The sequence below is a fragment of the Pontibacter sp. LHS1 genome (assembly GCF_058932855.1).
In genome coordinates this window covers 114620-140203 of the sequence record NZ_JBZYWF010000010.1, presented here as the reverse complement: position 1 = coordinate 140203, position 25584 = coordinate 114620, and the positions used below count along the sequence as shown (strand labels likewise).

The 25584-nt window shown below is 48.8% G+C and carries 22 protein-coding genes; 11 read left to right on the top strand and 11 right to left on the bottom strand.

Annotated elements, in window-relative coordinates; genetic code table 11:
• The first annotated feature begins 99 nt into the window (after window positions 1-99).
• On the top strand, window positions 100-2031 hold the full coding sequence (locus AC5FXQ_RS17510; RefSeq protein WP_493603712.1) for a T9SS type A sorting domain-containing protein: 1932 nt from the start codon (window positions 100-102) through the stop codon (window positions 2029-2031).
• A 95-nt stretch (window positions 2032-2126) separates the two neighbouring features.
• Here AC5FXQ_RS17510 and AC5FXQ_RS17505 read toward each other — a convergent pair whose 3' ends face one another.
• The gene (locus AC5FXQ_RS17505) at window positions 2127-3395 is read right to left on the bottom strand and encodes an asparagine synthetase B (protein WP_493603711.1); all 1269 of its coding nucleotides are present in this window, start codon (window positions 3393-3395) and stop codon (window positions 2127-2129) included.
• A gap of 129 nt (window positions 3396-3524) precedes the next feature.
• Between AC5FXQ_RS17505 and AC5FXQ_RS17500 the strand changes: the two genes are divergently transcribed.
• Together AC5FXQ_RS17500 and AC5FXQ_RS17495 are read left to right on the top strand one after the other, a co-directional pair.
• On the top strand, window positions 3525-4772 hold the full coding sequence (locus tag AC5FXQ_RS17500) for an ABC transporter permease (protein ID WP_493603710.1): 1248 nt from the start codon (window positions 3525-3527) through the stop codon (window positions 4770-4772).
• 3 nt (window positions 4773-4775) lie between these two features.
• Entirely contained in the window at window positions 4776-5162 is a 387-nt protein-coding gene (locus tag AC5FXQ_RS17495) for a DUF6678 family protein (protein WP_493603709.1), read from the top strand.
• A 65-nt stretch (window positions 5163-5227) separates the two neighbouring features.
• Here the strand turns inward: AC5FXQ_RS17495 and AC5FXQ_RS17490 are convergent, their stop codons facing one another.
• The 3 genes from AC5FXQ_RS17490 to AC5FXQ_RS17480 form a co-directional block, all read right to left on the bottom strand.
• The gene (locus AC5FXQ_RS17490; RefSeq protein ID WP_493603708.1) at window positions 5228-5866 is read right to left on the bottom strand and encodes an OmpH/Skp family outer membrane protein; all 639 of its coding nucleotides are present in this window, start codon (window positions 5864-5866) and stop codon (window positions 5228-5230) included.
• A gap of 73 nt (window positions 5867-5939) precedes the next feature.
• A complete protein-coding gene (gene mtaB / locus AC5FXQ_RS17485) occupies window positions 5940-7259 on the bottom strand; it encodes a tRNA (N(6)-L-threonylcarbamoyladenosine(37)-C(2))-methylthiotransferase MtaB (RefSeq protein WP_493603707.1) in 1320 nt (439 codons plus the stop codon).
• A 137-nt stretch (window positions 7260-7396) separates the two neighbouring features.
• A complete protein-coding gene (locus AC5FXQ_RS17480) occupies window positions 7397-9235 on the bottom strand; it encodes an LTA synthase family protein (RefSeq protein ID WP_493603706.1) in 1839 nt (612 codons plus the stop codon).
• Between the two features lie 268 nt (window positions 9236-9503).
• Here AC5FXQ_RS17480 and AC5FXQ_RS17475 point away from each other — a divergent pair, with 268 nt between their 5' ends.
• A complete protein-coding gene (locus tag AC5FXQ_RS17475) occupies window positions 9504-11696 on the top strand; it encodes a glutamine synthetase III family protein (protein WP_493603705.1) in 2193 nt (730 codons plus the stop codon).
• Between the two features lie 52 nt (window positions 11697-11748).
• Here AC5FXQ_RS17475 and AC5FXQ_RS17470 read toward each other — a convergent pair whose 3' ends face one another.
• A complete protein-coding gene (locus tag AC5FXQ_RS17470) occupies window positions 11749-12111 on the bottom strand; it encodes a hypothetical protein (protein WP_493603704.1) in 363 nt (120 codons plus the stop codon).
• A gap of 289 nt (window positions 12112-12400) precedes the next feature.
• Here AC5FXQ_RS17470 and ispG point away from each other — a divergent pair, with 289 nt between their 5' ends.
• The 4 genes from ispG (at window position 12401) to AC5FXQ_RS17450 (ending at window position 15781) form a co-directional block, all read left to right on the top strand.
• Window positions 12401-14374 carry a (E)-4-hydroxy-3-methylbut-2-enyl-diphosphate synthase gene (ispG, locus tag AC5FXQ_RS17465; protein WP_493603703.1) on the top strand — a complete coding sequence of 658 codons (1974 nt, stop codon included), beginning with the start codon at window positions 12401-12403 and terminating at the stop codon, window positions 14372-14374.
• A gap of 113 nt (window positions 14375-14487) precedes the next feature.
• Window positions 14488-14652, top strand: a complete 165-nt coding sequence (locus AC5FXQ_RS17460) for a DUF6728 family protein (RefSeq protein ID WP_007658564.1) — start codon at window positions 14488-14490, stop codon at window positions 14650-14652.
• Window positions 14653-14662: 10 nt separating this feature from the next.
• On the top strand, window positions 14663-15013 hold the full coding sequence (locus AC5FXQ_RS17455) for an MmcQ/YjbR family DNA-binding protein (RefSeq protein WP_493603702.1): 351 nt from the start codon (window positions 14663-14665) through the stop codon (window positions 15011-15013).
• A 261-nt stretch (window positions 15014-15274) separates the two neighbouring features.
• Window positions 15275-15781 carry a MarR family winged helix-turn-helix transcriptional regulator gene (locus tag AC5FXQ_RS17450; RefSeq protein WP_493603701.1) on the top strand — a complete coding sequence of 169 codons (507 nt, stop codon included), beginning with the start codon at window positions 15275-15277 and terminating at the stop codon, window positions 15779-15781.
• A 38-nt stretch (window positions 15782-15819) separates the two neighbouring features.
• Here the strand turns inward: AC5FXQ_RS17450 and AC5FXQ_RS17445 are convergent, their stop codons facing one another.
• The 3 genes from AC5FXQ_RS17445 to leuS form a co-directional block, all read right to left on the bottom strand.
• On the bottom strand, window positions 15820-17469 hold the full coding sequence (locus tag AC5FXQ_RS17445; RefSeq protein WP_493603700.1) for a cation:proton antiporter: 1650 nt from the start codon (window positions 17467-17469) through the stop codon (window positions 15820-15822).
• 4 nt (window positions 17470-17473) lie between these two features.
• Entirely contained in the window at window positions 17474-18322 is an 849-nt protein-coding gene (locus AC5FXQ_RS17440) for a universal stress protein (RefSeq protein WP_493603699.1), read from the bottom strand.
• A gap of 123 nt (window positions 18323-18445) precedes the next feature.
• Complete coding sequence (gene leuS, locus AC5FXQ_RS17435) at window positions 18446-21217, bottom strand: leucine--tRNA ligase (RefSeq protein WP_493603698.1); 2772 nt, start codon at window positions 21215-21217, stop codon at window positions 18446-18448.
• Window positions 21218-21534: 317 nt separating this feature from the next.
• On the opposite strand from leuS, the gene AC5FXQ_RS17430 reads away from it, so the two are divergent.
• A complete protein-coding gene (locus AC5FXQ_RS17430; protein WP_493603697.1) occupies window positions 21535-22185 on the top strand; it encodes a DsbA family protein in 651 nt (216 codons plus the stop codon).
• A 1-nt stretch (window position 22186) separates the two neighbouring features.
• The gene (locus AC5FXQ_RS17425) at window positions 22187-22882 is read left to right on the top strand and encodes a DUF1003 domain-containing protein (protein ID WP_493603696.1); all 696 of its coding nucleotides are present in this window, start codon (window positions 22187-22189) and stop codon (window positions 22880-22882) included.
• Window positions 22883-22884: 2 nt separating this feature from the next.
• Here the strand turns inward: AC5FXQ_RS17425 and AC5FXQ_RS17420 are convergent, their stop codons facing one another.
• Both AC5FXQ_RS17420 and AC5FXQ_RS17415 read right to left on the bottom strand, forming a co-directional pair.
• Window positions 22885-23625, bottom strand: coding sequence for a spheroidene monooxygenase (locus tag AC5FXQ_RS17420; protein WP_493603695.1), 741 nt, complete (start codon window positions 23623-23625; stop codon window positions 22885-22887).
• A gap of 113 nt (window positions 23626-23738) precedes the next feature.
• A complete protein-coding gene (locus AC5FXQ_RS17415; protein WP_493603694.1) occupies window positions 23739-24233 on the bottom strand; it encodes a pyridoxamine 5'-phosphate oxidase family protein in 495 nt (164 codons plus the stop codon).
• Between the two features lie 131 nt (window positions 24234-24364).
• On the opposite strand from AC5FXQ_RS17415, the gene AC5FXQ_RS17410 reads away from it, so the two are divergent.
• A complete protein-coding gene (locus tag AC5FXQ_RS17410; RefSeq protein WP_493603693.1) occupies window positions 24365-24961 on the top strand; it encodes an acyl carrier protein phosphodiesterase in 597 nt (198 codons plus the stop codon).
• Window positions 24962-25034: 73 nt separating this feature from the next.
• Here AC5FXQ_RS17410 and AC5FXQ_RS17405 read toward each other — a convergent pair whose 3' ends face one another.
• The gene (locus tag AC5FXQ_RS17405; protein ID WP_493603692.1) at window positions 25035-25550 is read right to left on the bottom strand and encodes an FKBP-type peptidyl-prolyl cis-trans isomerase; all 516 of its coding nucleotides are present in this window, start codon (window positions 25548-25550) and stop codon (window positions 25035-25037) included.
• Window positions 25551-25584 lie beyond the last annotated feature (34 nt).

Here is a 25584-nt window from a genome sequence, read left to right as displayed (position 1 = left end):
ACCGAAAAGAGCGGTGAGGTTTATTACGGAGAAGTTTCTAATGCTCGCAATAGTAAATTCTTCCTGAAAGTGTCAGGCAATCGGGTGACAGGTGACGTTATGATGCCTGACCAGAAGCGCTATTATCGATTTACGACAGAGTCGAACGGTGATGTATACCTGCAGGAAGAGGATATTGACAAGGTGCTTTGTGTTGACTACATGCAGCATCATGAAGCTGAGTCAGGACGTAGCGAAAACACATTAGGCGCGACTACACTCAATGTACCAGCTCTGGAAAGTCTGCCCGGAGCCACAGCCGTTGTGCTACTTGATTATGATGGCCACTATTTAAACGGTACACTTTGGAACGAGATGTTCAATGGCGGCAATCCCATTGATGCACAGCCTATGAACTACAGCGAGTCAGAGATAGAAGCTATGTGGGCGCTTATTAGTGCAGACTTCAGCGCATTTGATGTTAATATCACAACCAGTGAGGAGGTTTTCAATCGGGCCCCTGTCAATAAACGTGGCAGAGTCATTTTCACGCCGACAGATTATTTTTCCCCTGGTGATGGTGGTCGTGCTTACATCGGCTCTTTTACCTTTGGCGGTGATATTTGGGGAGAAACACCCAGTTTCGTTTGGAATACAGGTGTGGTGAACGGTGGCAATACGGCGTCACATGAGATCGGGCACATGCTACACTTGGGTCACGATGGAAGAACTTCGCCCGCAGAAGAATACTACTACGGAAACGGAAGTTGGGCACCTATTATGGGAGCAGCCTTCATTCCGTTTGCTCAATGGAGTAATGGGGATTATCCGTTTGCCAATAACAAGGAAGATGATTTGGCTATAATTGCCACTCGTAATGGTTTCGGGTATCGAACTGATGATCATGGCGACCATCATAACGGGGCTACTGCTTTAGTGACAGATGAGGTGGGTGTGGTCTCTCCGGGTTCAAATAAGGGAAATATCAGCAGGTCCAATGATGTAGATGTATTTTCATTTGAAACCTCAGGTGGCATAGTTAGTCTGCGAGTACAGCCAACTGATGAGTACTCCAACCTGAATCCTCTGCTCACACTACGGAGTGAGAGCGGACAGGTGATCCAGGTGCATGATGTGGGGCAACCTTATGTAACAATAGAGGAGGAGTTACAGTCTGGCAGGTATTTTCTGTCGATTGAGGGGGGCACTTCTGTTTATGGCGCCTACTCAAACTACGGTTCTCTCGGCGAATATGCTATCAGTGGTGTCATACCAGTTGTTTCTCCGGTTGTAACAGTTAATTTAGTATCTCCGGCAAGTGGCACTTATTTTAAAGCTAACGCATCTGTGGATCTCGTTGTAGCACTAGACATCCCTGACAATACCTCAATCCAAAAGGTTGTCTACTACCACGGAAATAAGATACTGGGCTCTACCAGCAAAGCTCCTTATACCTTCCATTGGAAAGGTATAGGAAAAGGAGCTTATGAAGTATACGCTGTGGCAGTCAATCATCAAGGAGAAACATATGCCTCGGATCCTATCAGTATAACAGTTGTAAACGGTTACGGCGGTGGGAACAGGAACAGCTGTGAGCTTCCTGATTGGCGACCGGATTTTACGTATGTTGCTGGAGCACTCGCCTCCTTGAATGGAAATGCTTACGAAGCGCAGCGCACCTCAACAGGAAGCAATCCATCGCATAACAAACATGCAAAAGGTGACTGGAAATACAGAGGCCCATGCCGTGGAGCAATTGCTGCAAACAAGCCATCTTCTAAAGCTACAGCGGCTTTTTCATCGGACGATATTCTGATCTATCCAAACCCGGCCACAAATAGAGGCGTTTTGCAGGTTGAGCTGCCTGAAGTACTGACCACGGCACAGGTCACGCTCCAGGAAGTAGGTACTGGAGCCAGGTTAATGGAGAGCAATTACCGCCACGTATCTAAAATACCGATTCAACTCAATAAGCTTCCTCATGGTTACTATGTGCTCAGAATTGTATCAGACAATCAGGTATGGACCAGAAAAGTTATCATTAATCCCTAGACTGGCATTTTAAGTTAGCTCTAGAGTAATTGGAGACCCTACATTTGCAGGTTGGAATATGCCTGCACGTGTAGGGTCTTATGTTCTTGACTATTTCAGGTCTTCTGCTTTTTCTTTTTAGCTGCCGGGAACAGGATATTGTTCAGGATAAGTCTATACCCAGGTGAGTTAGGGTGCAGGGCCAGATCGGTGGGGTCTTCGCCCACCAGGTGCTGGTAGTCTTCTGGGTCATGGCCGCCATAGAAGGTCCAGGTGCCACGGGCAAAGGTGCCGTGCATGTAGCGGATCTCACCCACTTCCTTGTTTTCACCCATCACCACTACCTCAGGTTTCACCAGACTTTTGCGGAAGGCCGTGGTCTGTCCCATAAACCCTTTGATGGTTTTGGCGTGGTTTTGCGTCAGCATGGTAGGGATAGGATCCCACTTGGCTGAAAAGGTGAAGAGTTGAAAGAAGTCGTTAGGCTCTGTCAGGCCGCGCTCCTGTGGCTGCATGTCTATGTTGGAGTACTCGTATTCAAGCGGATTGCGTACCAGCGAGAAATCTTTGAACGCAAAGGTTTTACTAAAATCCAGCTTGCTCTGCGCATTGGGATCAGCACCGTCGCCGTCGTACATCGACTCAATAAAGTCCACGCCTTCTGCCGCCAGCGCTATGTCGTAAGTATCGGTGGCAGAGCACATGGCAAACAAAAAGCCGCCTCCTGCACAGAAATCACGGATGGTGCGGACTACCACGCCTTTCAGTTCAGATACCTTTTTAAAGCCAAGCGATTTGGCAGAAGCCTCTGCTTCGCGCTGCTGTTCCTGATACCAGGGGTAGTGGCGGTAGCTAGAGTAAAACTTGCCGTACTGGCCTGTAAAGTCCTCGTGGTGAAGGTGTAACCAGTCATACTTGGGGAGGTCACCGCGCATGATCTCTTCGTCGTATATTTTATCGTAAGGTATTTCGGCATAAGTCAGCACAAGCGTTACGGCATCGTCCCATGGCATTTTAGACTTAGGGGTATACACGGCTATCTTGGGTACCTTCTCCAGCTTCATGACATCCATGTTGGCCTCCGGATCGCTGATCTGGGTGAGGATGGTATTGTATTGTGCATCTGAAATAACCTGGTAGCTGATCCCGCGCACGACAAGCTCGTTTTCAAGCTGCGGGGCATGCTGAAAAGCAAAACTACCACCCCGGTAATTGAGGAGCCAGTCTACCGACACGCTTTTGGAGAGCACCCAATAAGCCGCTCCATAGGACTTCAGATGGTCTTTTTGGGTGTCATCCATCGGGATGAGCACCGTCGAGCTGAATGCATGGAAGGGGAGTACCAGGTATGCGATGAGCAGTATAAGATGGCGGAATGACTTCATGGGCTTAACATATGGTAACAAATGTATTGAAATTGGTTCTTTTTTCAGATATTGGAGGTAAATTAGAAACCAGAGGTTCTTCCTTATACTTAACGCAGGGGGGAACGTTTCGCATATAAGACCTAAGCTATGGACCTGTTCGAAAATATACGGGAAAGTATTCGAGCCATCAAAAGTAACCTGCTACGCACTGTTCTCACCGGCCTGATCATTTCCATCGGCATTATGTCACTGGTAGGTATACTCACAGCTGTAGATGGCATGAAGAACTCCCTTAACCAGACTTTTTCGAGCCTTGGCGCCAACTCTTTTGATATCCGAAAGAAATACAACAGTGGCAGGGGAAACAATGGACAGGGCAGGACTGACAAGGTATATCCGGATATCACCTACGACCAGGCTGTGAAGTATAAGGAGCTGATGGAGGCGAAGTCGCAGGTGAGCCTATCCGCCAATATTTCGGGCGCTACGGTAGTAAAAAGTGTCACGGACAAGACGAATCCGAATATAAACGTAATAGCCGGAGATGAATTTTATCTGTCTGGCCAGAACCTGAACCTGGAAAGGGGGCGGGCTTTCTCCAGCTATGAGCTGGAACTTGGGTCCAACGTTGCCATTATCGGTAAAGAAATATCTGATAAGCTTTTCCCAAAGACAGACCCGATTAACCAGTACATCTCCTTTTTAGGGCGCCGCTTTAAAGTAGTAGGAGAACTGGAGAAGCGTGGAAGCAGCATGGGCGGCAGCGGAGGCGACCGCATGATCCTGATTCCGCTTGAAACGGGGCGCCAGATTCCGCAGCAGGGCAATGGTACCCTGACTTACAACATCAAAACCTCCATTTCTAAGCCTGAGGAACTTACCTATGTCATGGGCGAAGCAACAGGCGTGATGCGCAATGTTCGCCAGGATAAGCTGGGGCAGGAGGAATCCTTTGAGATTAGAAGAAGTGACTCGCTGATTCAGAGCCTGAACGAAATCACGGGTTATCTGAAAGTGGGTGGCTTCATCATCGGCTTTATTACCTTGCTGGGTGCCTCCGTCGGGCTGATGAACATCATGATGGTATCTGTGAATGAGCGTACGCGTGAAATTGGCGTTCGCAAGGCCTTGGGCGCCACTGCCAAGCAAATACAGCAGCAGTTCCTGATCGAAGCGATCGTGATCTGTATCCTGGGAGGGATGGTCGGCATTTTCCTGGGTATACTGATGGGTAATGGCATTGCCTCCCTGATCGGGGAAGGTGGCTTCATTGTGCCATGGATCTGGGTGTTTGTTGGATTAACGATCTGTGTACTCGTTGGTGTGATTTCGGGGTACTATCCTGCTCACCGTGCTTCCAGACTCGATCCAATCGAATCACTTCGCTACGAATAGTGTATGGTAAAGTCATTTAATGTATTGGGCCGTATTTTAGACGAAAAGCGTTTAGTCCCAATCATGAATAACACGAAATGGCGGGAGTTGATTGCGGCCATGACTAATCTTCCTCAGATTGAGCCGTATGTGCGCATTAAATATCTGCATGAAGATTCTGCGCCGGTGCATTATGCCCCGATCTGGTGGGAGCAATTGGAGCAGACGGGCCTGGCAAATATTGAATGGCTGGAGATAAAAGCGATGAAAGAAACCAGCACCGGGCTCTTAGCGCCAACGCTGCAGGCAGACTATACAGATCTGTTTCAGGAGGTGTTAGACAAGTATGGTATACCACATGTAGTAGAGGGGGAGGTGTTCAGGATAATGGGTTACCAGCAGCTTCAATAAGATTTTAAAATAAAGAAGGCGAGCTTAATAGCTCGCCTTCTTTATTTACTATACCTGTTGTCAGGTTACTTCTTTTTAGCTGCAGTCTCTTTTGTCTTGGCTGTCTCTTTCTCCTGATCATATTCGCTGTTCAGTCCAGCCAATACCTCTTGTGTTATGTCCAGAGAGTTGTCGCCGTACAAGATGGCGCTTTGGCCTCTGGAGTAGGTCAACACCATTTTATAGCCTCTTTCCTGGCTGAGCTTCTGAAGGTATGCCTCAACGCGGTCGTAGATTTTTTTCATCTCTTCAGCTTCTTCAGTAGCCAATTGGTTGCCCGTGGTCTGGCTCTGCTGCTGCAACTGCTGCTGACGCTGTGCGAGTTTCTGCTCTGTAGAAGCACGCTGCTCAACCGTCATGTTGCCGCCCGTGCGCTGGTAGTTCTGCACATCTTTCTCAAAGGCAGCTGCTTTAGCCTGAAAATCTTTCTCAGCTTTCTGCGTTTTGGACTGGAAACGTGTACGAGCATCTTTGAAATACTCATAATTACTCAGCAGAGAGTCTGAGTTGATGTACACAATATCTGCTACGGCAGCGGTAGCCAGGGTGTCAGAGCTGTTAGCTGATGTAGTAGAAGTAACGGTTGCCTGTGGCTTTTGATCTGTGTTACAAGCAGTTACTAGGGCGCCCAAAGCAACTCCCAAAACGATTCTAGATAGGTTCACAATTAGATAATTAAGCTGTTATTGATTGTTTCAGACTGAAAATATAGGGCTAATTTTTAAAAATTCAGAATTTTTAATGTTTCAGCACCTCTATATAAGTTTCTTCGGCCTCCATTAAGCCCTGCTCGTTGATGCCTGTCAGTCGTACATGCTTTGTTTCGTTCACCAATACGGGGTCGTATTTGGCTGCTACTCGCACATAATTCTCAGTCCAGCCTTCCATCATACCGTCTTTCACATCGTCTTCGAACAGCACCGTAAACTCCCGGCCTATGTTCTGCTCATAGAAGAACCGTTTTTTCTTTTCAGAAAGGATGCGCAGCATGTCAGCTCTGCGGTTACGGTCCTTGATGCTTACCTTGCCTGGCATATCAGGAGCCATCGTGTTTTCACGTTCGGAGTAAGGGAACACGTGCAGGTAGCTCACATCAAGGCCATTGATGAAGTTATAGGTCTCCAGGAAGTTTTCTTCTGTTTCACCCGGGAAGCCTACGATCACATCCACCCCAATACAGCAATGCGGCATCAGCGATTTAATTGTGGCAACACGGTCAGCATACAGCTCACGCAGGTAGCGGCGGCGCATCAGCTTCAGTATCTTGTTAGAGCCTGATTGCAGCGGCACATGGAAGTGCGGCATAAAGCGCTTGCTCTTGCTTACAAACTCGATGATCTCGTCTTTTAGCAGATTCGGCTCGATAGAAGAGATGCGGAAGCGATCTATACCTTCTACTTTGTCAAGTTCCTGCACCAGTCCGAAAAACGTCTCTACACGCTCCCCGTCCTGCAAGCCGAAGTCACCGGTATTTACACCTGTGAGCACGATCTCTTTCACACCCGACTCGGCTATTTCATTGGCAGAGCGCACTACATTGGCGATGCTGTCGGAGCGACTGTTGCCTCGTGCCAGTGGTATGGTGCAGAAGGTGCAGGAGTAGTCGCAGCCGTCCTGCACTTTGAGGAAGGTGCGGGTGCGGTCGCCGAAAGAGTATGAGTTATGGAAAGTATTGGCTTCGCTGATGGCACTGGCGTATACCTGAGGCTGCTCTTTCTTTTCGAAGGTCTCCAGGATGTCTACCAGCTGAAACTTCTCAGCGGCACCCAACACGGCGTCAACACCAGGTATTTCGCTGATCTCTTTTGGCTTAAGCTGCGCATAGCAGCCGACAATGGTTATAAATGCGTTAGGAGAGTACTTTTGTGCCTCCTTCACGATCTTACGGCACTTCTTATCTGCATTGTCGGTGACAGAGCAGGTATTGATCACGTATATGTCAGGCGTATCAGTAAACTCCACCTTCTCAAAACCGCGCTCCTGGAAAATTCTTCCGATCGTGCTGGTTTCAGAGTAGTTCAGCTTACAGCCCAGTGTATAAAATGCTACCTTTTTCATAATCAGGGTGCAAAGATACGAATTTAAATTTTGAATGAGTCAGTAGGGGCCTATGTAACCAGTGTGGTTAATCAGCATTATAGCTGGCCAACCTATTTTTTTATACGCAACACCTTCGTTTAAACCCAGCGCGTTTTCTACTTTCTGACAAAGTCTTCGAAGGAGTATTGCATATAGGCTTTCCCCAGCTCGATCTGCACGGGTGTTACACCCTTGCCCTTAATGATAGGCTTTTTGGCCACATTATCGTAGGACAGCACTTTGCCGGGTGTGATAAAAGTGAAACCGTCCCTGAAAACATAAAACGCAAAAGGATAGTCACTTGGAGCCAGCATGTTGCGTCCCCACTTGAAATCCTGGTGTGGCAGGTCCAGCTGGTAAAGCAGGGTAGTGGCAATGTCTGTCTGACTGCCAATCGTGGAAACGGTGCGCCCTTTTTCCGCCAATGCGCCTCCTGTCAGAATGAAAGGTATGCGAAACTTGGTGCTTCTATAGTTCGGATCATCATAAGGCAGCGGATGGCCATGGTCGGCTACCAGCACAACAAGGGTCGAGTCCCACCAGGGTTGCTGTCGCGCCTGCTCAATAAACTGCCCCAGCGCCCAATCGGTGTAGTAAACCGAATTCTTGAATTTGTCGCTGATTTTGTCTCCTTTAAACTTAGCAGGTATAGGAATCTCAAAAGGCTCGTGACTGCTCAAGGTATAGACGGTGCTAAAGAAAGGCTCCTGCTCTTGTGCAAGGTCCTTCAGCACACGCTCAAACAACACGTGGTCGTGCGCCCCCCACTTGGAGTTGTAGCTCTCGGCCGGGAAGTCATGCTTGTCGATCAGTCGGTCATATTTACCGTTTTGCAGGTATGAGCGGATGTTAGCAAACTCCAGCTCTCCCCCATAATAAAAGGAAGTGCCATAGCCAGCCTGTTTGAACACCTGACTCAGGTGCGGCAGTTTCTCTGTCTTTTTGGGGTTCTTAATTATTGAAGTGGTAGTCTGTACCGGATAGCCACTCAGAAGTGCCACCATGCCTTTCTCGCTGCGGTCGCCACTTGAATAAAGCTTCGTGAAGCTGACACCTTCCGACGCCAGCTTATCCAGATTGGGCGTGACACCCGGCTCACCACCCAGACTCCCGACATACTTAGCCGTGTAACTCTCCAGAATGATAAAAAGCACGTTCGGCCGCTCTATCCTTAGGATTTTCTCTGAAGAATCTGCCGTGGCGGCATAAAGCTCTGCCACTTTGGCTTCGGCCTCTTCATGTTCCATGTACTGGTAAGGGTTGCGTGTCTCCTCGTTATACTTCAGCATGGTGTCCATCAGGTTCCAGGGCATGTTGAGACCGGCGTGGTTAGCATAAGGGTTATCCGAGAAATACACCACACTCTGGTTGATCGGAATCTGCTGCCAGCCACCCCGCATTGGCAGTATCAGAACAGCGGCAAAAAGCAGCGCTATACCTGCATACTTCAGCTTCGAGAAGTTGAGGTGGTAGTTTTTATAATCAAAGGTATAGCGGAAGAGTAGCGCAAAGACCAAACTGGTTGCCAGCGCAATGATGCTCAGCAGCAGAATAGGTGCCGCAGCCGCAGAAGCAGCCATCTCGCCAGGTGTGTTCAGGTATAGCATCGGCGTGGAGTCGAGCCGGAAACCCCAGTAGGTATAGAGCTCCAGGTCCACCGCCATCAACACCGACAGCAGCACGAGTAGGGTATAGGTATAGTAGCGGATAAACTTTCGCACCCGCAGTCCCGGGAAAAGGGCAGTAGCCAGAATAGCCAGAAAGGGGATAGCACTTATATAGGAGCTGAAAGAAAGGTCCAGGCGAAGTCCCTTCGTAAAGATGGTCAGAAGATCTGTCTGCGATAATTCCTCCGTGCGGTTATCGTGGTAAAGCAGAAAGGTGGCTCTGGCTGCAACAAAGTACAGCACCCAAAACAGAAAGTAGAGTGGCTGATATAAAAGGCTTCGTATCACGGCTGCAAATATACAACTTATGTATCCTCACTTAAACGTCAGGTGTTCTATTAAAATTCAGCCCACTGAGATTATACCGCTATTTATTTATATAGTAGAATCACAATTATGGTGCTATGATGAATACACCCTATTAAAATCAGGGGGTGTAGTAAGTTTTTATATTAAATATCAGGAGTACCCCCTAAAAAATAATACCCTATTTGATACAAGATATCTGTTTACTACATACCTTTGATGAAAATTTATACCCTAACCTCTTTAACCCATGGCAATTCTTCGTTTTAAAGCGCTTGAACTGGTAAGTCAGCGCAAACCGGCAGAGGTCGTGCTGCCATCCAGCAAAATTTCAGAGTACTTTGGTGAAAACGTGTTTGGCTTTTCGGCCCTACGTGCCACTATGTCTACTGAGAATTTCAAAAGACTTTGCGCTACAATTGATGCAGGCGAAAAGGTAGACCGAAATCTGGCTGATGCCGTGGCTGCCGCCATGAAGACTTGGGCGATGAGCAAGGGCGCTACGCACTACACGCACTGGTTCCAGCCACTGACTGGTGCTACAGCCGAGAAACATGACTCTTTCTTTGATTTGACCGGAGAAGGCGACCCGATCGAAAGCTTTAAAGGCAGCGCCCTGGTACAGCAGGAGCCGGATGCTTCTTCTTTCCCAAGCGGCGGTATCCGTAATACCTTCGAGGCCCGTGGCTACAGCGCCTGGGATCCGTCGTCGCCAGCGTTCCTGATCGAGAATGCCGGCACCCGCACGCTTTGTATCCCGACTATTTTCGTTTCCTATACCGGTGAGGCGCTCGACTACAAGACGCCTTTGCTGAAATCCCTGCACCTGCTCAACCAGGCAGCTGTTCCGGTTTGCCAGTATTTCGACAAGGATGTGGTGAAAGTGAATACTACTTTAGGTATAGAGCAGGAGTATTTCCTCGTGGACCGCGCTCTCTATGAGGCACGTCCTGACCTGGTCATGACAGGCCGTACCCTTTTCGGACATGCGCCTGCGAAGGGCCAGCAGCTGGAAGATCACTACTTTGGTTCTATTCCTAGCCGTGTGCACTCTTTCATGGTAGACTTCGAGAAGTCGGCCCTGAAGCTGGGTATACCTTTGCGCACCCGCCACAACGAGGTGGCACCAAACCAGTTTGAGTGCGCCCCTACCTTTGAAGATGCCAACCTGGCCGTAGATCACAACCAGCTGCTGATGGACATCATGGACCGTGTGGCAGAGCGCCATGGCTTTAAAGTATTACTTCACGAAAAACCTTATAAAGGCGTAAACGGCAGTGGTAAGCACAACAACTGGGCCATGAGCACCAACACTGGTGTGAACCTGCTCTCGCCTGGTAAAAAGCCGAAGGAAAACCTGCAGTTCCTGACTTTCTTTATTAACACGGTGATGGCAGTGCACAAGCACGCTGACCTGCTGCGTGCCAGCATCGCCTCTGCCAGCAACGACCACCGTTTGGGTGCCAACGAAGCACCGCCGGCTATCATGTCGGTATTTGTGGGCCAGCAACTGACGGCGGTACTGGAAGAGTTGGAGCGCACTGCGAAAGTGCCGATGGAGAAAGGCGATAACATGTACCTGAAGCTAGGTATAGACAAGATACCGGAAATTCTTCGCGATAACACGGACCGTAACCGTACCTCTCCATTCGCCTTCACGGGCAATAAGTTCGAGTTCCGTGCCGTAGGCTCTTCAGCCAACAGCTCTTCTTCCATGACGGTGCTGAACACCATTGTGTCTGATCAGTTGATCGATTTCCGTGTAGCCGTGGACGATTTGATCGATAATAAAGGCATGAAGAAGGAGCTGGCCATTATTCAGGTGCTTCGTGAGTATGTGGCTGCTTCCAAAGCGATCCGTTTCGAAGGGAACGGCTACTCCAAAGAGTGGGAGGAAGAGGCTGCTAAGCGTGGGCTGTCTAACATTAAATCTACACCACGTGCACTGGATGTATATCACCGCGAGGAAGTGCAAGACCTGTTTACCCGTCATGGCATCTTTACCAGAGTGGAGATTGCCGCAAGACACGAAATCTTGTTGGAAGATTATATCAAGAAGATTCAGATCGAATCGCGTGTAATGGGCGACCTTGCCTTCAACCACGTGATTCCGACAGCTGTTGCTTACCAGAACAAGCTGATTCAGAATATCCGCGGTTTGAAAGACCTCGGCCTGGAAGATGAGTACACAGAATCCACTCTGGATTCTATTAAGCGTATATCACGTCATATCAAGACAATCCAGACCAATGCGGTGGACATGATCCAGCAGCGGAAGGTTGCCAACAAAATAGAGGATGTGCGTGAGAAGGCGATTTTCTATAACGAAAAAGTAATGCCTTATTTTGAAGCGATTCGCACCAGTGTAGATAAACTGGAACTGATGGTAGACGATGAGGATTGGCCACTGGTAAAATACCGCGAGCTGATGTTCAGACGCTAGTCCATGAACCCTATAATAAAAAAGAGCACCTGACTAAGGTGCTCTTTTTTATTTAACGTCTGTTTCTGATCCAGCTGATGACTTCCCCTGTTACTTTGGCCAGAATGATCGGCAATAGTACAATAACCAGTGCAGTGGCGATCACAGGCCGCAGCCCCATCCGCATAATCAGTTTTCGGACCACTTTGCTGCGGAGTTCGCCTAACATATACCTGCCAGCCTTGGTCATCGGTTTCCCTTTGAGCACCTCCAGCACGCCGCGCCAGTTACCGTGCTCGATCTGCCGCTTCAGAAAGCCCAGCACGGTGTCTTTGGTGATCAGGTAGACCTCGCTCAGCTGTTCCTGTCGCAATCTGCCCCAATGTAGGAGGGAGCGGAGCTTCTCATCTGCATTTTTTGGTATATAGGCGTTCATGTGTATCATTTCTGTCAAGCTGGTTTAATTTATTATGTACTGGCAACATGCGGCTGCATCATCTTTAACGTTTATCCGGATGTTTTCTATTCAAGATACAGATAATTTCTATTTGTTCCATACCTGAACAAGGTTTGCGGGTTCACACTACATTCAAATACCACTACAAAACTTGCCCCACTTAGCTCTCTTTAAAATAATGATGCTAAATTTACGTCTTATGCCTGTTGAACAAAGCAGGCCCGATTTAAGTTAAGAGAACGTAGCTTTAGGGAAGGCCCACTTATATATGAACAAGAACTATTGCCCCAGCCTGACGGAGTATAAACGCAGAGAAACCATTGAGGTAAACATTGGCGAAGTGCTAATGGGTGCCCACCACCCGATCAGGGTGCAATCCATGACCACCGTGGACACCATGGACACGCTGGGCTCTGTTGAGCAGTGTATCCGGATGATCGAGGCGGGATGCGAGTATATCCGCATCACAGCACCAAGCATCAAGGAAGCCGAGAACCTGCGTCACATCAAGGCTGAACTTCGCCGACGCGGGTATAACACGCCTTTGGTAGCCGATATTCACTTTACACCAAACGCCGCTGAAGTGGCCGCCCGTATTGTCGAGAAAGTGCGCATCAACCCGGGTAACTATGCTGATAAGAAGAAGTTCGAGGTAATTGAGTACAACGATGAAACGTACCAGGCTGAGCTGGATCGTATCCGCGAACGTTTTGTGCCGCTGGTACGCATCTGCAAAGAGCATGGCACGGCTATGCGCATTGGCACCAACCACGGTTCCCTGTCTGACCGCATTCTGAGCCGCTATGGTGACACGCCGCTGGGCATGGTGGAAAGTGCGCTGGAGTTTTTGCGGATCTGTGAGGACGAGCAGTACTATAACATCGTCATCTCCATGAAGGCATCGAATACTCAGGTGATGGTGCAGGCCTACCGACTGCTCGTTCAGAAACTCGAAGAGGAGGGGCTGAAGCCATACCCACTGCACCTAGGTGTAACAGAGGCCGGAGAGGCGGAGGATGGCCGTATCAAATCGGCCGTAGGTATAGGCACTTTGCTCGAAGACGGTCTGGGAGATACGGTGCGTGTTTCCCTGACAGAAGCGCCGGAGGCTGAGGCACCAGTAGCCAAAGCCCTTATTGACCGCTATACCCACCGGGCAGAAAAATCTCAGTCCATCAAGCCGCTCTGCAACATCCCGATCGATCCGTTCCAGTACCACCGTCGTGAAACTGCAGAGGTAGAGAATGTGGGCGGACAAAATGTGCCCCGTGTTATCGCTGACTTAAGCCGCTTGCGTGAAATACAGTATGCCGACCTGAAAAGCGTAGGCCACCTGTATTCTATGCTATTGGATAAGTTCAACATGAATGATCTGGGTGCAGACTATATCTACACAGGTGACAACCCGATCAACTTCATGTTGCCAAACGGTCTGAAGGAGATCATTAATTATGTTCCCTGGCAGTTAGTTGAGGACCAGGAGCATCGGCATCCTCTTCTCACTGTGAAGCAATACCTGGAGGCGGTTCAGCTGCATCCGAAGTTGAACTATATAGAAGCTACCATTAGTGAGCTAAGCTCTGAACTGCTTGAGCGGCTAAAGACAGACAATACTGTTGTCCTGATGCTGCACACCTCTAACGAGCATGCTATGCCGGAGCTTCGCAAGTGCTTTTTCCGATTGATGAATAATGGCGTTCATACACCCGCCATCATTAAGCGCACTTATGGCGACCTGACCCCAGATCAGGTACAGCTGTATGCTTCGACTGATGTAGGCGGATTGTTAATCGACGGCCTTGGGGACGGCATTATGCTGGGCACTGAACTGTTGCCTGAGCAGGAAAAGTTCGAATGGCTGCAGACCATCGAGAAGCTAAATAACCTGAGCTTTGGCATATTGCAGGCTGCCCGTACCCGCATGAGCAAAACCGAATACATCAGCTGCCCAAGCTGTGGCCGTACTCTGTTCGACCTGCAGGAGACCACTGCCATGATTCGCAAACGCACGGACCACCTGAAAGGGGTGAAAATTGGTATTATGGGCTGCATCGTGAACGGTCCCGGTGAAATGGCTGACGCTGACTATGGCTATGTAGGAGTAGGGAAAGATAAGATCGCCCTATATCGCGGCCAAACAGTTGTCAAAAAGTCGGTACCAGCAGACAGAGCGGTGGATGAACTGATCGAGTTGATACGGGAAGATGAGAAATGGATTGAACCCCTCGTGCTTGAAGAGTAGAGAAAGCAACTGAATCCATCTTGCAATTATTCAGCTGCAGTAGTTGTTATACCTTAGCCGGATGTGTCTATACCTGTAGCCACATCCATTATATAAAATACAGAAGCCGCACAATGAAAGGATTATTTGATTTTACGGAAGTAGCTACTTACTTCTTCCGCAAAAAAGACCCGAAACGTAAGACTAATTTTAACCTCCGGGCCATGCACACCATTAACAAGATCTCAATTCTGATGTTTTTGGCTGCCATGGTGTATTTTGTGATCAAACACTGGTAACCGTACAGCATTGAACATCGAGGACTTCAGAGAATACTGCCTGGACAAGCCCGGTGCTACCGAGGAGATGCCTTTTGATGAAGACACGCTTGTATTTAAGGTATGCGGCAAAATGTTTGCCCTGTGCAGTCTGTCTGATTATGCAAACGGCATAATCCTGAAATGTGATCCTGAGCAGGCCATCTTATTGCGTGAACAGTATGCCCAAGTTTTACCTGGGTATCACATGAATAAAAAGCATTGGAATACTGTGCTGCCTGAGGCAGGCTTAACACCCGATCTTATTAAATCTTTGATCAATCAGTCCTACAGTCTGGTGGTTTCAAAATTACCGAGGAATAAAAGCCTTCCTGAGCAATAAATTTCAAAAAAAATCGTTTGGCTTTAATATTTTTTTAATCCCATTATTTGCCAATCAATTGGAAAATCCCGCATAAACCTGCATTGGATTGTAACATAAGATATACTTTAATGCCTGTTTTTGAGTGTTTGGTTATAAAACGCATTCAAAACATTTTAAATGTACATTTTAGAGTACAGCTATTGCTGCGAACATTGTAACACATATAAAAGATTATATGTATATTAAGAACAATTTCGCAACTAATCACCCTGTCTCACTATGCAATCTCAACGCGGTGTAAGCATATTCGCTTACAGAAACGAATGGCAGAAAGCCAGCCTTAACATCATCCTAACAAACAGTTTACTGCTGAACAGCTACGAAGAGTTTTTTAAAAAATTCGATGTGACAGGGCAGCAGTACAATATCCTGCGGATATTGCGTGAACACTATCCTAAACCTGTGTCAACGTCTGTTTTGCGCAACCATATGCTAGACAAGATGTCGGATACCTCCCGACTCGTCGGCCGACTCAAAACCAAAGGTCTGGTGGACGTGGAGCGCAATATATCAGACAAGCGGCTGGTCAACATTGTTATCTCAGACAAAGGCTTCAACCTGTTGGATCAGATCAGCAACGATCTTTACAAGCTTGACAACCTGATACAGGGATTGACAGAAGAGGAAGCTACGACACTTGCTGGTTTACTCGAAAAAGTACGGGATTCAATTAACTCTTCGGAGGAGCGCCTCAAAGGTGCACTCACGCTCAACGAAGCTGTGTAAGTGAATCGAGCTGCATGACAACAAGGATAGCCTGATGGCTATCCTTTTATTTTTTCAGCCATGTGCAGGCGTGCAGGAATAGTTTCTGCTGCATCGACAAATGGTGATAATATTATGTCAGCCTCTGAGGCATGCAGACGTTCAGCGTCTGGCTGGCGGTGTGCTGTGACGGCTATGACCCCTTTATAACCGCCAGACCGCAACTGTTTGACAAGCGCCATATTGGCATTGACATCTGATAGGCTGCTGATCACATACTTTGCCGTGTTCAGGGGAAGCCTGTCAGGTAACTCCGGATCCTCTACATCTCCGTATAACGCTGTCAATCCCTGCTTCTGCCAGTAACGCACCTGCTGCGGATCAAAATCAATGCATAGCAGGTGAATGTTATCCTTTAAAAGCGTAATCGCTATGTTACCACCATACCGCCCCAATCCGAACAAGATCACATCTACTTGTTGTGGCATGTTTTGCTCGGCTTCACTTTCACGGTAGGGTGTCTTACGTTCGAATATGCATAAAACTGGTGCCAGCACATCATAGAGCCTGTGCGAATAGATGATCATGTAGGTAGACAGCCCGATCGTGATCAGTCCGACTAATGTGATCAGGCCGACGGTGCTTTCCTGGATATGGCCCATCGTCAGACCAAGTGCGGCAAAGATAAGCGAGAACTCACTGATCTGGGCGACTGTCAGACCTGCCAGGAAACTGGTGCGCTTTCGGTAGCCCATCAGGCCCATGATGGCTACAACGATAAGCGGATTGCCAACCAGCACAAAAATTGAGAAGAGGATTGAGGGCCCTATCTGCTCGCCCAGCAAACCCAGGTTTAATTGCGCCCCCAGATTGATGAAGAAGAACAACAGCAGAAAATCCCGCAGGCTGACCAATCGGCCACTGATCATTTCGCGGTATGGGGTAGAGGCAAGCGAGACCCCGGCCAGGAACGCACCCACCTCCCGGCTAAAGTTGAGGTAATCGCAGGCGGATGCTACGATCACTGCCCATGCGATGGAGAAAAGCACCAGCAATTCCTGAGATCGCGCCAGGTAATGAACCAGTGAGGGAATGACAAAGCGCATCAGCAAACCTATGACGGCGACAATGGCACTGCCCGTTATCACTACCTGTATGATACCCAGTACAGGATGGGCACCGGTCTTCGCATTCATGGCTGAGAGCATAATCATAAGCAGTACCACCACAATATCCTGCACAATCAGGAAGCCTATCGCGATCTGCCCATGCAGGGAGTCAATCTCTTTCTTGTCTGAAAGTAACTTCACAATAATGATGGTGCTCGAAAAGGTCAGGGCAATCGCAATGTAGAGTGCTGTGATGGCATCATAGCCCAACGCTATTCCTATCAGATACCCGAAAACAGAAGTGAATATGACTTGCCCCAGGCCGGTCATCAGGGCAATCATACCTGTGGAGCGTATGAGGGAGAGATCCAGCTTTAGACCAACGACAAACAGAAGTAAAGCAATGCCCAGTTCGGCCAGCAGGTGCACCATTTCCGATGATGACACCAGGTTGAAAAAAGAAGGGCCAACCAGTATACCCAGCGCAATGAACATAACTATGAGCGGTTGCCTGAGCATGAGTCCGATGGCACCCAGCACAGCGGCGATGGCCAGTATGACTGACAGCTCAAAAAACGGATTGCTCAAGACGTCCTGCATAAGGCTAAACTTTATAGGGAAGTACCAACAATGGCATATGGGCTCTGGCGGCTAGTTCTTCACTCAAGTTTTTGGAGAACAAGGCCTCCCATATACTTTGCTTTTCAGGCATCAGCACGACTAAACTGGAATTGGTAGCTGCAATGTGGGCTCCCATACCTGTTGGCGCTTCAGCGTCAGCCAGCAAGCTGGTGGTATGTGGCCTTTGCAACACATACTGCCAGGAGGAGTATTGCCCTTGCAGTTCAGATACATCCCGCACCTGTTGCCCATCTTTCGTAAGTATCAGAAAATGCAGCATGGCATCATAGGTCTGCGCAATGCGATCGATCATCTCTATTCCTGCCCGCTCTGGAAGTTGCATTTGCTCTAGTAAGATCGTTATATTTTCGAATCCGTTAAACACGACATAGCTGGGTATAACCAGTAGCGGCACAGGACTTAAACGCATCAGTTCCAGTGTGTTGCTGCCGATCAGGATTTGTTTCAACTGACTGCTGCCGCGACTTCCCATGACTACCAGGTCTATATCTTCGCTTGCGATTACCTGTATCATCGCGTCAGCAAACGGTGTTGGGACAACCAAGGTCTTATACCTCACTTCGGCGTGACGCAAATCAAGAATATCAAAAAGATGCTGTGCCTCGTCCAGGAGTCTAACCTGCGTCTTCCGCTCTTCTTCCAGGTAAACGCTTTGGAAGAGTGATTCAGGAGAAGTTGCCGGAACAGGCGGTCTTGCCATGGCGTGTACAAATACTACTTCTGCAGTCAGGGCTTTGGCTAATTGCATGGCAACCAGCGTAGCATTGTAACCATCGGTCGAGAAGTCGGTAGGAGCAAGTATACGCAGCATAGCAAAGGGGTTTACTTGTCTATACGGTATACAATCAGCTTTTTGTTAGGTATAGAAAACCAAAAGCCGCCAGATTTGGGGTCTGAGCGGCTTTTGGAAAAGTTAGTGGTAAGATGGAAATCCTTATACCACCACGTTGATGATTTTGTTAGGGACGATAATAATTTTCTTTGGTGTTTTTCCTTCCATGAATTTAGTAATCGTTTCGTCAGCCAATACTGCCTTTTCCATCTCTTCGCGTGGTGTGTCAGTAGCGAAGGCGATCTTGCCGCGCGTCTTCCCATTTACCGATACAGGATACTCAAAGGTATTCTCCACCAAATACTTTTCATCCCAGGCCGGGAACGAAGCGAAAGAGATGCTCTCGCTATGGCCCAGCTTCTCCCAAAGCTCCTCGGCAATGTGCGGCGCATAAGGTGCCAGCGCAATTGTCAGCGGCTCCAGAATGGCCCGCTTGTTTGTCTTTAGGGCTGTGAGTTCGTTCACACAGATCATGAAGGTCGATACGGAGGTGTTGAAAGAGAAGCGCTCAATGTCTTCCTCTACCTTCTTTACCGTCTTGTGCAGCGACTTCAGTTCAGCGGCCGTTGGCTCGTCGTCAGAGACAGCAAAGTTGCCCTCGTTGTCGTGGAAGAGCTTCCAGAAGCGCTTCAGGAATTTGGAAACACCGTCCATGCCATTAGTATTCCAGGGCTTGAACTGCTCCAGTGGACCCAGGAACATCTCGTACATGCGCAGGGTATCAGCTCCGTTACGCTCTACAATGATGTCCGGATTCACGACATTGTACTTCGACTTCGACATCTTTTCAATCTCGACGCCGCAGATGTACTTGCCATCTTCCAGCACAAATTCGGCGTTGGCGTTCTCTGGTCGCCATGCTTTGAAAGCCTCCAGATCCAGCTCATCATTCTCTACAATGTTCACATCCACATGCAATGGCGTTGTTTCGTAATCCTTGCGCAATCCATAAGACACGTAGGTGTTGCTGTCCTTGACGCGGTACACGAAGTTCGAGCGACCCTGAATCATTCCCTGGTTGATCAGCTTTTTGAACGGCTCCTGTTCTACTACCAATCCCAGGTCGCACAGGAACTTGTTCCAGAAGCGGGAGTAGAGGAGGTGACCTGTGGCGTGCTCGGCTCCACCCATGTACAGGTCTACGTTGCGCCAGTATTCTACTTTGGCTTTGTCTGCAAAGGCCTGCTCGTTTTGCGGATCCATGTAGCGGTACCAGTACCAGCTGGAGCCAGCCCAACCCGGCATGGTGCTTAGTTCGTATTCGTATTGATCCTGATATTTCCAATCCACAGCGCGGCCAAGCGGCGGCTCACCTGTCTCAGTAGGCAGGTAGGCGTCAATCTTTGGTAACTCCAGTGGCAATTCGTTTTCTTCCAGCAAGTGCGGAATACCATCTTTGAAGTATACCGGCACCGGCTCGCCCCAGTAACGCTGACGGCTGAACACGGCGTCGCGCATGCGGAATTGTGTGCGGCCTTTGCCCACACCCAGTTCTTCAGCTTTGGCTATACCTGTATTTATGGCCTCTTTCACCTCCAGCCCGTTCAGGAAACCGGAGTTGATGATCTTGCCTTCTTTACCGGCATAGGCTTCTTCTTCCAGATTGCCTCCGGCTACCACTTCTTTGATCGGCAGGTTAAAGTGCCTGGCAAAAGCATAGTCGCGGGAGTCGTGACCCGGAACAGCCATGACAGCGCCTGTACCATAACTGGCCAATACGTAATCCGCAATCCAGATCGGCACACGCTCTTCAGAGATTGGATTAATGGCGTAGGCTCCGGTAAATACACCGCTCACCGTCTTTACGTCTGTCATACGCTCACGCTCTGAGCGGTTTTTGGCCACGTTCACATAAGATTCTACTTCAGCGCGCTGCGCCTCCGTCGTGATTTCGTTTACCAGTTCATGCTCTGGCGCCAATACCACGAAGGTTGCTCCGTAAATCGTATCGATACGGGTCGTGAACACTTTGATTTTTTCAGAAGCACCACCTTCTACGGCAAAGTCCAGTTCAGCACCCACGGATTTGCCGATCCAGTTACGCTGCATTTCCTTTACCGGCTCGGGCCAGTCGATGGTATCGAGGCCTTGCAACAGGCGCTCGGCATAGGCAGTGATGCGCATCATCCACTGGCGCATTTTTTTACGCTCCACAGGGTAACCTCCACGCTCAGATACACCGCCCACTACTTCATCGTTGGCCAGTACTGTACCCAAGGCAGGGCACCAGTTCACCACCGCATCAGCCACGTAGGTGAGTCTATACCTGAGTAGCATCTCCGCCTTCTCCTGCTCGTTCATAGCTTTCCATTCCTCGGCCGTGAAAGCAGGGGTGTCTTCGTCGCAGGCAGCTTTGATCTTGGAATTGCCACTTTCTTCAAACTCGGCAATCAGCTTGTCAATGGACTCGGCTTTGTCGGATGTATAATCATAGTAGCTGTTGAACAGCTGCATGAAGATCCACTGCGTCCATTTGTAATAGCTCGGGTCGGAGGTGCGCACTTCGCGCTCCCACTCGTAAGAGAAGCCAATGTTTTTGAGCTGCTCGATATAACGGCCAATATTCTGCTCGGTCGTGATAGCAGGGTGTTGCCCTGTCTGAATAGCGTACTGTTCGGCTGGCAGACCAAAGGCGTCGAAGCCCATCGGGTGCAGCACGTTGAATCCTTTGGATCGTTTGTAACGGCTCACGATATCAGAGGCGATGTAACCGAGTGGGTGCCCCACGTGCAGACCCGCACCAGAAGGGTAGGGGAACATATCCAGCACATAGTACTTCGGTTTATCGGTGTTTTCAGTGGCTTTAAATGTCTGGTTCTCTTCCCAGTAGCGCTGCCACTTCTTCTCAATCTGATTGAAATTATACTCTGACATAGTTTATCGTGAATTCGCTTGATCTAAACAAGCTGCTAAGATACTTTAAATGGTTGAATTGTTGAATTGTTGATGGATGATTGTTGACAGTTAATTGATGTTTTCCAGTATTCTCCCGAAAGTTGAAATGTCAATTGAATCCTTCTGTTTATAGGGTTGGTATAGCGCTTATCTTTCTGAACTTTTTGGGACGTACTTCAAACTATTCTATTCGTTATAATCATACAGCATCTTGAACACTATACCCAATAAACAATCAGCAACCAACAATTAACAATCAATAACTACCTTTGCACTTTGAAGCGAAAAAGAATAAAATGGAAAAATACGATCTGCTGGATGTGCCGCACATTATATACGTGATGGACCCAATGTGTTCGTGGTGCTATGGATTTGCTCCGGTGCTGCACCAGCTCAAAAAGGAAAAGGAAGGCAAGCTGAATTTTAAGCTGGTACTGGGCGGTTTGCGTCCGGGTACGACTGAGCCGATGGGTGACGAGATGAAAGCCGCTGTGCAGCAACACTGGCAGGAAGTGGAGAAAGCTACAGGACAGGCTTTTGACTTTGGATTCTTTGACCGGGTGAGTTTCGTATATGATACGGAACCTGCATGCCGCGCTGTCGTAACCATGCGCTACCTGCAGCCTGAAAAGGAGTTGGAGATGGCCGAAGAAGTGCAGCGCGCCTTTTATGCCCGCAACAACGACGTGACCAAAGCCGAAGTGCTGGCTGAGATTGCACTGGGGCTAGGTATAGCGGAAGACGCATTTCTGGAGAAGTTTCAGTCTGATGAAATGAAAGAGAAGACGCAGCAGGATTTCCTGATCGCACGCCACCTGCAGGCCAATGCTTTCCCGAGCGTATACCTGCTCGTTGGCCACAACCTAAGTCTTTTGAGCCGTGGATATCGCCTATACGATGCCCTGAAAGCCAAATTGGAAGAAGCACTAAAAGGGGCACAGCTTTAAAATGAAAACCGCCGTCTGCCACCTTACCAAAAGGCAACTCCCCTTAAACCAATTGGTGCTGGGAGCCACCATCCGGCGTCCTATTTTTAAGCTGATTCAAGCCGACTACCCCGACTTTACAGATGCATCCTATGTGGCGATCGGGAATCTGAATAAATACCGGAAAAAATATCTGGAGCAATTGCTCGAGAAAGAACTAGGGGAGATCTCGGAGCTTGAAAAGGAGGTGCTCGACAGCATTCAGGAAAACGAGCTTCTCTCTACGAACATTGAGGAAGAGTTGCAGGAAAACCTGCCACTTGGTGACCGAATGGCCGACAGGATTGCTACATTCGGTGGTAGCTGGACCTTCATCATGGCTTTCTTTGGCTTTATTTTGCTCTGGATGATGGTGAACGTATACCTGCTCTCCACTCGTCCTTTCGATCCCTACCCGTTCATTTTGCTTAACCTGATCCTGTCCTGCCTCGCTGCCATACAGGCACCCATCATTATGATGAGCCAGAACCGCAAAGAGGCAAAGGATAGACAGCGATCAGAGTATGACTACAAAGTGAACCTGAAGGCAGAGCTGGAAATTCGCCTGCTGCATGAAAAGATCGACCACCTGATCGTGCACCAGAACCAGCGCCTGCTGGAAATACAGCAGATCCAGGTCGACCTGATGGAGGACATTCTCAATCGCTCCAGAAAGTAAAATTAAGTTAAGGTATTGCTGATCACCTTGGCTAAAGGATCAATCCCATTCCACAGTCCATGACTTTCGATAGGTATAAAGCGGGCAAAGAGCTCTTCGCTGTACCACTTTTCAGCACGGGTGCGTTTGACCACTTCCTTATGCAGCGATCCCTGGTAAGCATAGGCCTTCATGGCTTCCATTGACTCCCATACACTGAAAGTAGCCTGTCGGATCAGGGGCAATTCGCCAAGTCCGATCGAGCATACCAGGCCTTTGGCCTCTTCGAGCGCCTTGCTCACCTTAGGGGTAAAACGCCAGAACTGAGGCAAAGACAACCAGTTAATGGAGGCCCGCGTGAGCACCGCTACCGGACCGTCATATTGCTTTTCAACTAGCTGCGGGGTAAATGGTTGCAGGCCATCCCAGAGCCCATGCGCCTGCATAGGCAGTAGCTTCACTGTCCAGATCTCAGATGCATGCAACCTGTACTCCAGCATCAATTCAGATCGCTCCAGAAACTCGTCGGCGGCTTCTTCGCTCTCCCAGGTGCACATCAGGCCATACCTTCTGAAGTTCGGTTTGATGCTGAAGCCTTTGCCTTGGCCGCTGCCGAGCAATTTGTGAAACAGTAAGCCAGGTACCTGATTTAATTCGGCGCCTTTGGTGCCCATTTGGGCCAAACCCCAACGGATATGGCCTTTCCGAAAACCGAAAAGCGTCAGGGTGGTTAGTCGATCAGACTGGGTGGTAATGTGTCGCAAGGGATTCGGTATTAAATGGTAAGTATAAATGCAATTTACAAAACGAATAAACCAAAAACACCTGCCGCACAGAAATGTTTGGCAGGTGTCTCAAGATATTTATTGAGTTATACCTACAGGTTCATTTTATCATGGTCGCCCGTTTTGTAAGTTTCGCCTGTAATGGCCGCTTTTGCCATACTGTAAAGGTGTACCATGGCGCTGTTCGGCGCATCCCAGTACTCGGCTTTGTCGATGGTTACTTTGATCAGGCCAATGTTCGGATCGTCCTTGCCCTCCGGGAACCACGCCTTCATGGCAGGTGTCCAAAGCTCGTCTATCTTTGCTTTGTCTTTCGTGAGTGTGGCTTTGCCCGAGACCGACACATACAGATTATCCGATGGCTTGGCATAGCTCAGGTTCACATGCGAGTCGTTCTTGATCTCGTGTGACTTACCGGACTCGTAGCCCGTGAAGAACCAGATAGCCCCGTCGTCCTTGATCTGCTGGTTACGCATCGGGCGGCTACGGATGCTGCCGTCCTCGTCCACCGTCGACATCATGGCGGTGTCGACGTCCTTTATTTTGTCTATTAGTGTCTGAAGTTTTTCAGTTCTGTCGTTGTTCATAGTTTTTAGGTTGTATGTGTTTAAGTGGTACGGGCTAATGTGCTAAAGTGTTTATGCCCGTTTTGGCTATACCTTTACAACCGAATCAGGTATAAGATGTTTATATTGCAACTGAACAAAACCCCGAACCTTTGAACTATCTGGCCCATATTTTCCTCTCAGGCGACGACGAAGAGCTTTTGCTGGGCAACTTTATTGCCGATGCCGTGAAAGGGAAACAGCTGGAGCTATACCCAACGGGCATTGCCCGTGGCATCAAACTGCACCGCCTGATCGATACCTATACCGATACTCACCCTGTTGTGAGCGAGACCAAAGCCCGCCTGCGGCCCCACTTTCGCAAGTATGCCCCGGTGGTAGCTGACTTATATTTTGACCATTTTCTTGCCAGTCGTTTTGATGAATTCTCCAATGAATCTTTGGGGCCGTACACCTCCCGCGTCTATACCCTGATCAACCAGCACCTTCAGAATCTGCCGGAGCGGGTGCAGTATTTTTTCCCATACATGATGCGGCAGAACTGGCTTCTCTCTTATGCTGAGGTGTCAGGTATAGCGCAGGCACTTGGGGGATTGAGCCGGAGAACTTCTTTTGAGTCAGGTATGGAGCGGGCGGGAGAGGAGTTACTCCAAAACTATACCTTGTATGGGGAGGACTTCTCGTTATTTTTTCCGGAACTGATCGCCTATGTGGAGGAGGTGCTGCCGGAGTTGAGAAAGGTAGTATAGCCCTCACTCGGTACAAACAAAAAAGGAGCCGCTATACCTGCGACTCCTTTTTTTGTGATAAAGTTAATGGCTCTTAGTGGTGATGCACACCGCCTTCTCCGTGTACGTGACCGTGGTCGAGCTCTTCGGATGTTGCTTCACGAACTTTTTCAACCTTGCCTTTGAAGTATAGCTCTTTGCCAGCCAGCGGGTGGTTAAAGTCCATTACCACTACGTCGTCTTTCAGTTCAGCTACACGTCCTTGCAGTTGGTTGCCTTCGCTGTCCGCCATTGGGATGAAGTTGCCAACTTCCAGCATGTTCTCCGGAATGCCGCCTTCTACTTCAAACACGCTCATCGGCAACTCAACCACCGCGTTCTGGTCAAACTCACCATAACCGGCATTCGAGTCCAGTTTAAAGTCAAACTCGTCACCAGCGCTCTTGCCGTCAAGGTTCTCTTCGAACTGGTCTGGCAGGCCGCTCATGCCGTATATGAATACCATTGGATTTTCGTTATTGGCAGTTTCAACGAGGGTTTGCTCACCGCTTTCGTTCTGAATACGGAGCTCGTAAGAGAGCGTCACCACTCTGTTTTTCTCAATTTTCATAATTGTGTGTTTTGGTTTGGTATCAGAAAGGTAA

Excerpts from the sequence above, each read along its gene's own strand:
- AC5FXQ_RS17510 (WP_493603712.1), top strand. The coding sequence starts at position 100 with ATGATGCCTGACCAGAAGCGCTATTATCGATTTACGACAGAGTCGAAC.
- AC5FXQ_RS17505 (WP_493603711.1), bottom strand. The coding sequence starts at position 3,395 with ATGAAGTCATTCCGCCATCTTATACTGCTCATCGCATACCTGGTACTC.
- AC5FXQ_RS17500 (WP_493603710.1), top strand. The coding sequence starts at position 3,525 with ATGGACCTGTTCGAAAATATACGGGAAAGTATTCGAGCCATCAAAAGT.
- AC5FXQ_RS17495 (WP_493603709.1), top strand. The coding sequence starts at position 4,776 with ATGGTAAAGTCATTTAATGTATTGGGCCGTATTTTAGACGAAAAGCGT.
- mtaB (WP_493603707.1), bottom strand. The coding sequence starts at position 7,259 with ATGAAAAAGGTAGCATTTTATACACTGGGCTGTAAGCTGAACTACTCT.
- AC5FXQ_RS17475 (WP_493603705.1), top strand. The coding sequence starts at position 9,504 with ATGGCAATTCTTCGTTTTAAAGCGCTTGAACTGGTAAGTCAGCGCAAA.
- AC5FXQ_RS17470 (WP_493603704.1), bottom strand. The coding sequence starts at position 12,111 with ATGAACGCCTATATACCAAAAAATGCAGATGAGAAGCTCCGCTCCCTC.
- ispG (WP_493603703.1), top strand. The coding sequence starts at position 12,401 with ATGAACAAGAACTATTGCCCCAGCCTGACGGAGTATAAACGCAGAGAA.
- AC5FXQ_RS17460 (WP_007658564.1), top strand. The coding sequence starts at position 14,488 with ATGAAAGGATTATTTGATTTTACGGAAGTAGCTACTTACTTCTTCCGC.
- AC5FXQ_RS17450 (WP_493603701.1), top strand. The coding sequence starts at position 15,275 with ATGCAATCTCAACGCGGTGTAAGCATATTCGCTTACAGAAACGAATGG.
- AC5FXQ_RS17445 (WP_493603700.1), bottom strand. The coding sequence starts at position 17,469 with ATGCAGGACGTCTTGAGCAATCCGTTTTTTGAGCTGTCAGTCATACTG.
- AC5FXQ_RS17440 (WP_493603699.1), bottom strand. The coding sequence starts at position 18,322 with ATGCTGCGTATACTTGCTCCTACCGACTTCTCGACCGATGGTTACAAT.
- leuS (WP_493603698.1), bottom strand. The coding sequence starts at position 21,217 with ATGTCAGAGTATAATTTCAATCAGATTGAGAAGAAGTGGCAGCGCTAC.
- AC5FXQ_RS17430 (WP_493603697.1), top strand. The coding sequence starts at position 21,535 with ATGGAAAAATACGATCTGCTGGATGTGCCGCACATTATATACGTGATG.
- AC5FXQ_RS17425 (WP_493603696.1), top strand. The coding sequence starts at position 22,187 with ATGAAAACCGCCGTCTGCCACCTTACCAAAAGGCAACTCCCCTTAAAC.
- AC5FXQ_RS17415 (WP_493603694.1), bottom strand. The coding sequence starts at position 24,233 with ATGAACAACGACAGAACTGAAAAACTTCAGACACTAATAGACAAAATA.
- AC5FXQ_RS17405 (WP_493603692.1), bottom strand. The coding sequence starts at position 25,550 with ATGAAAATTGAGAAAAACAGAGTGGTGACGCTCTCTTACGAGCTCCGT.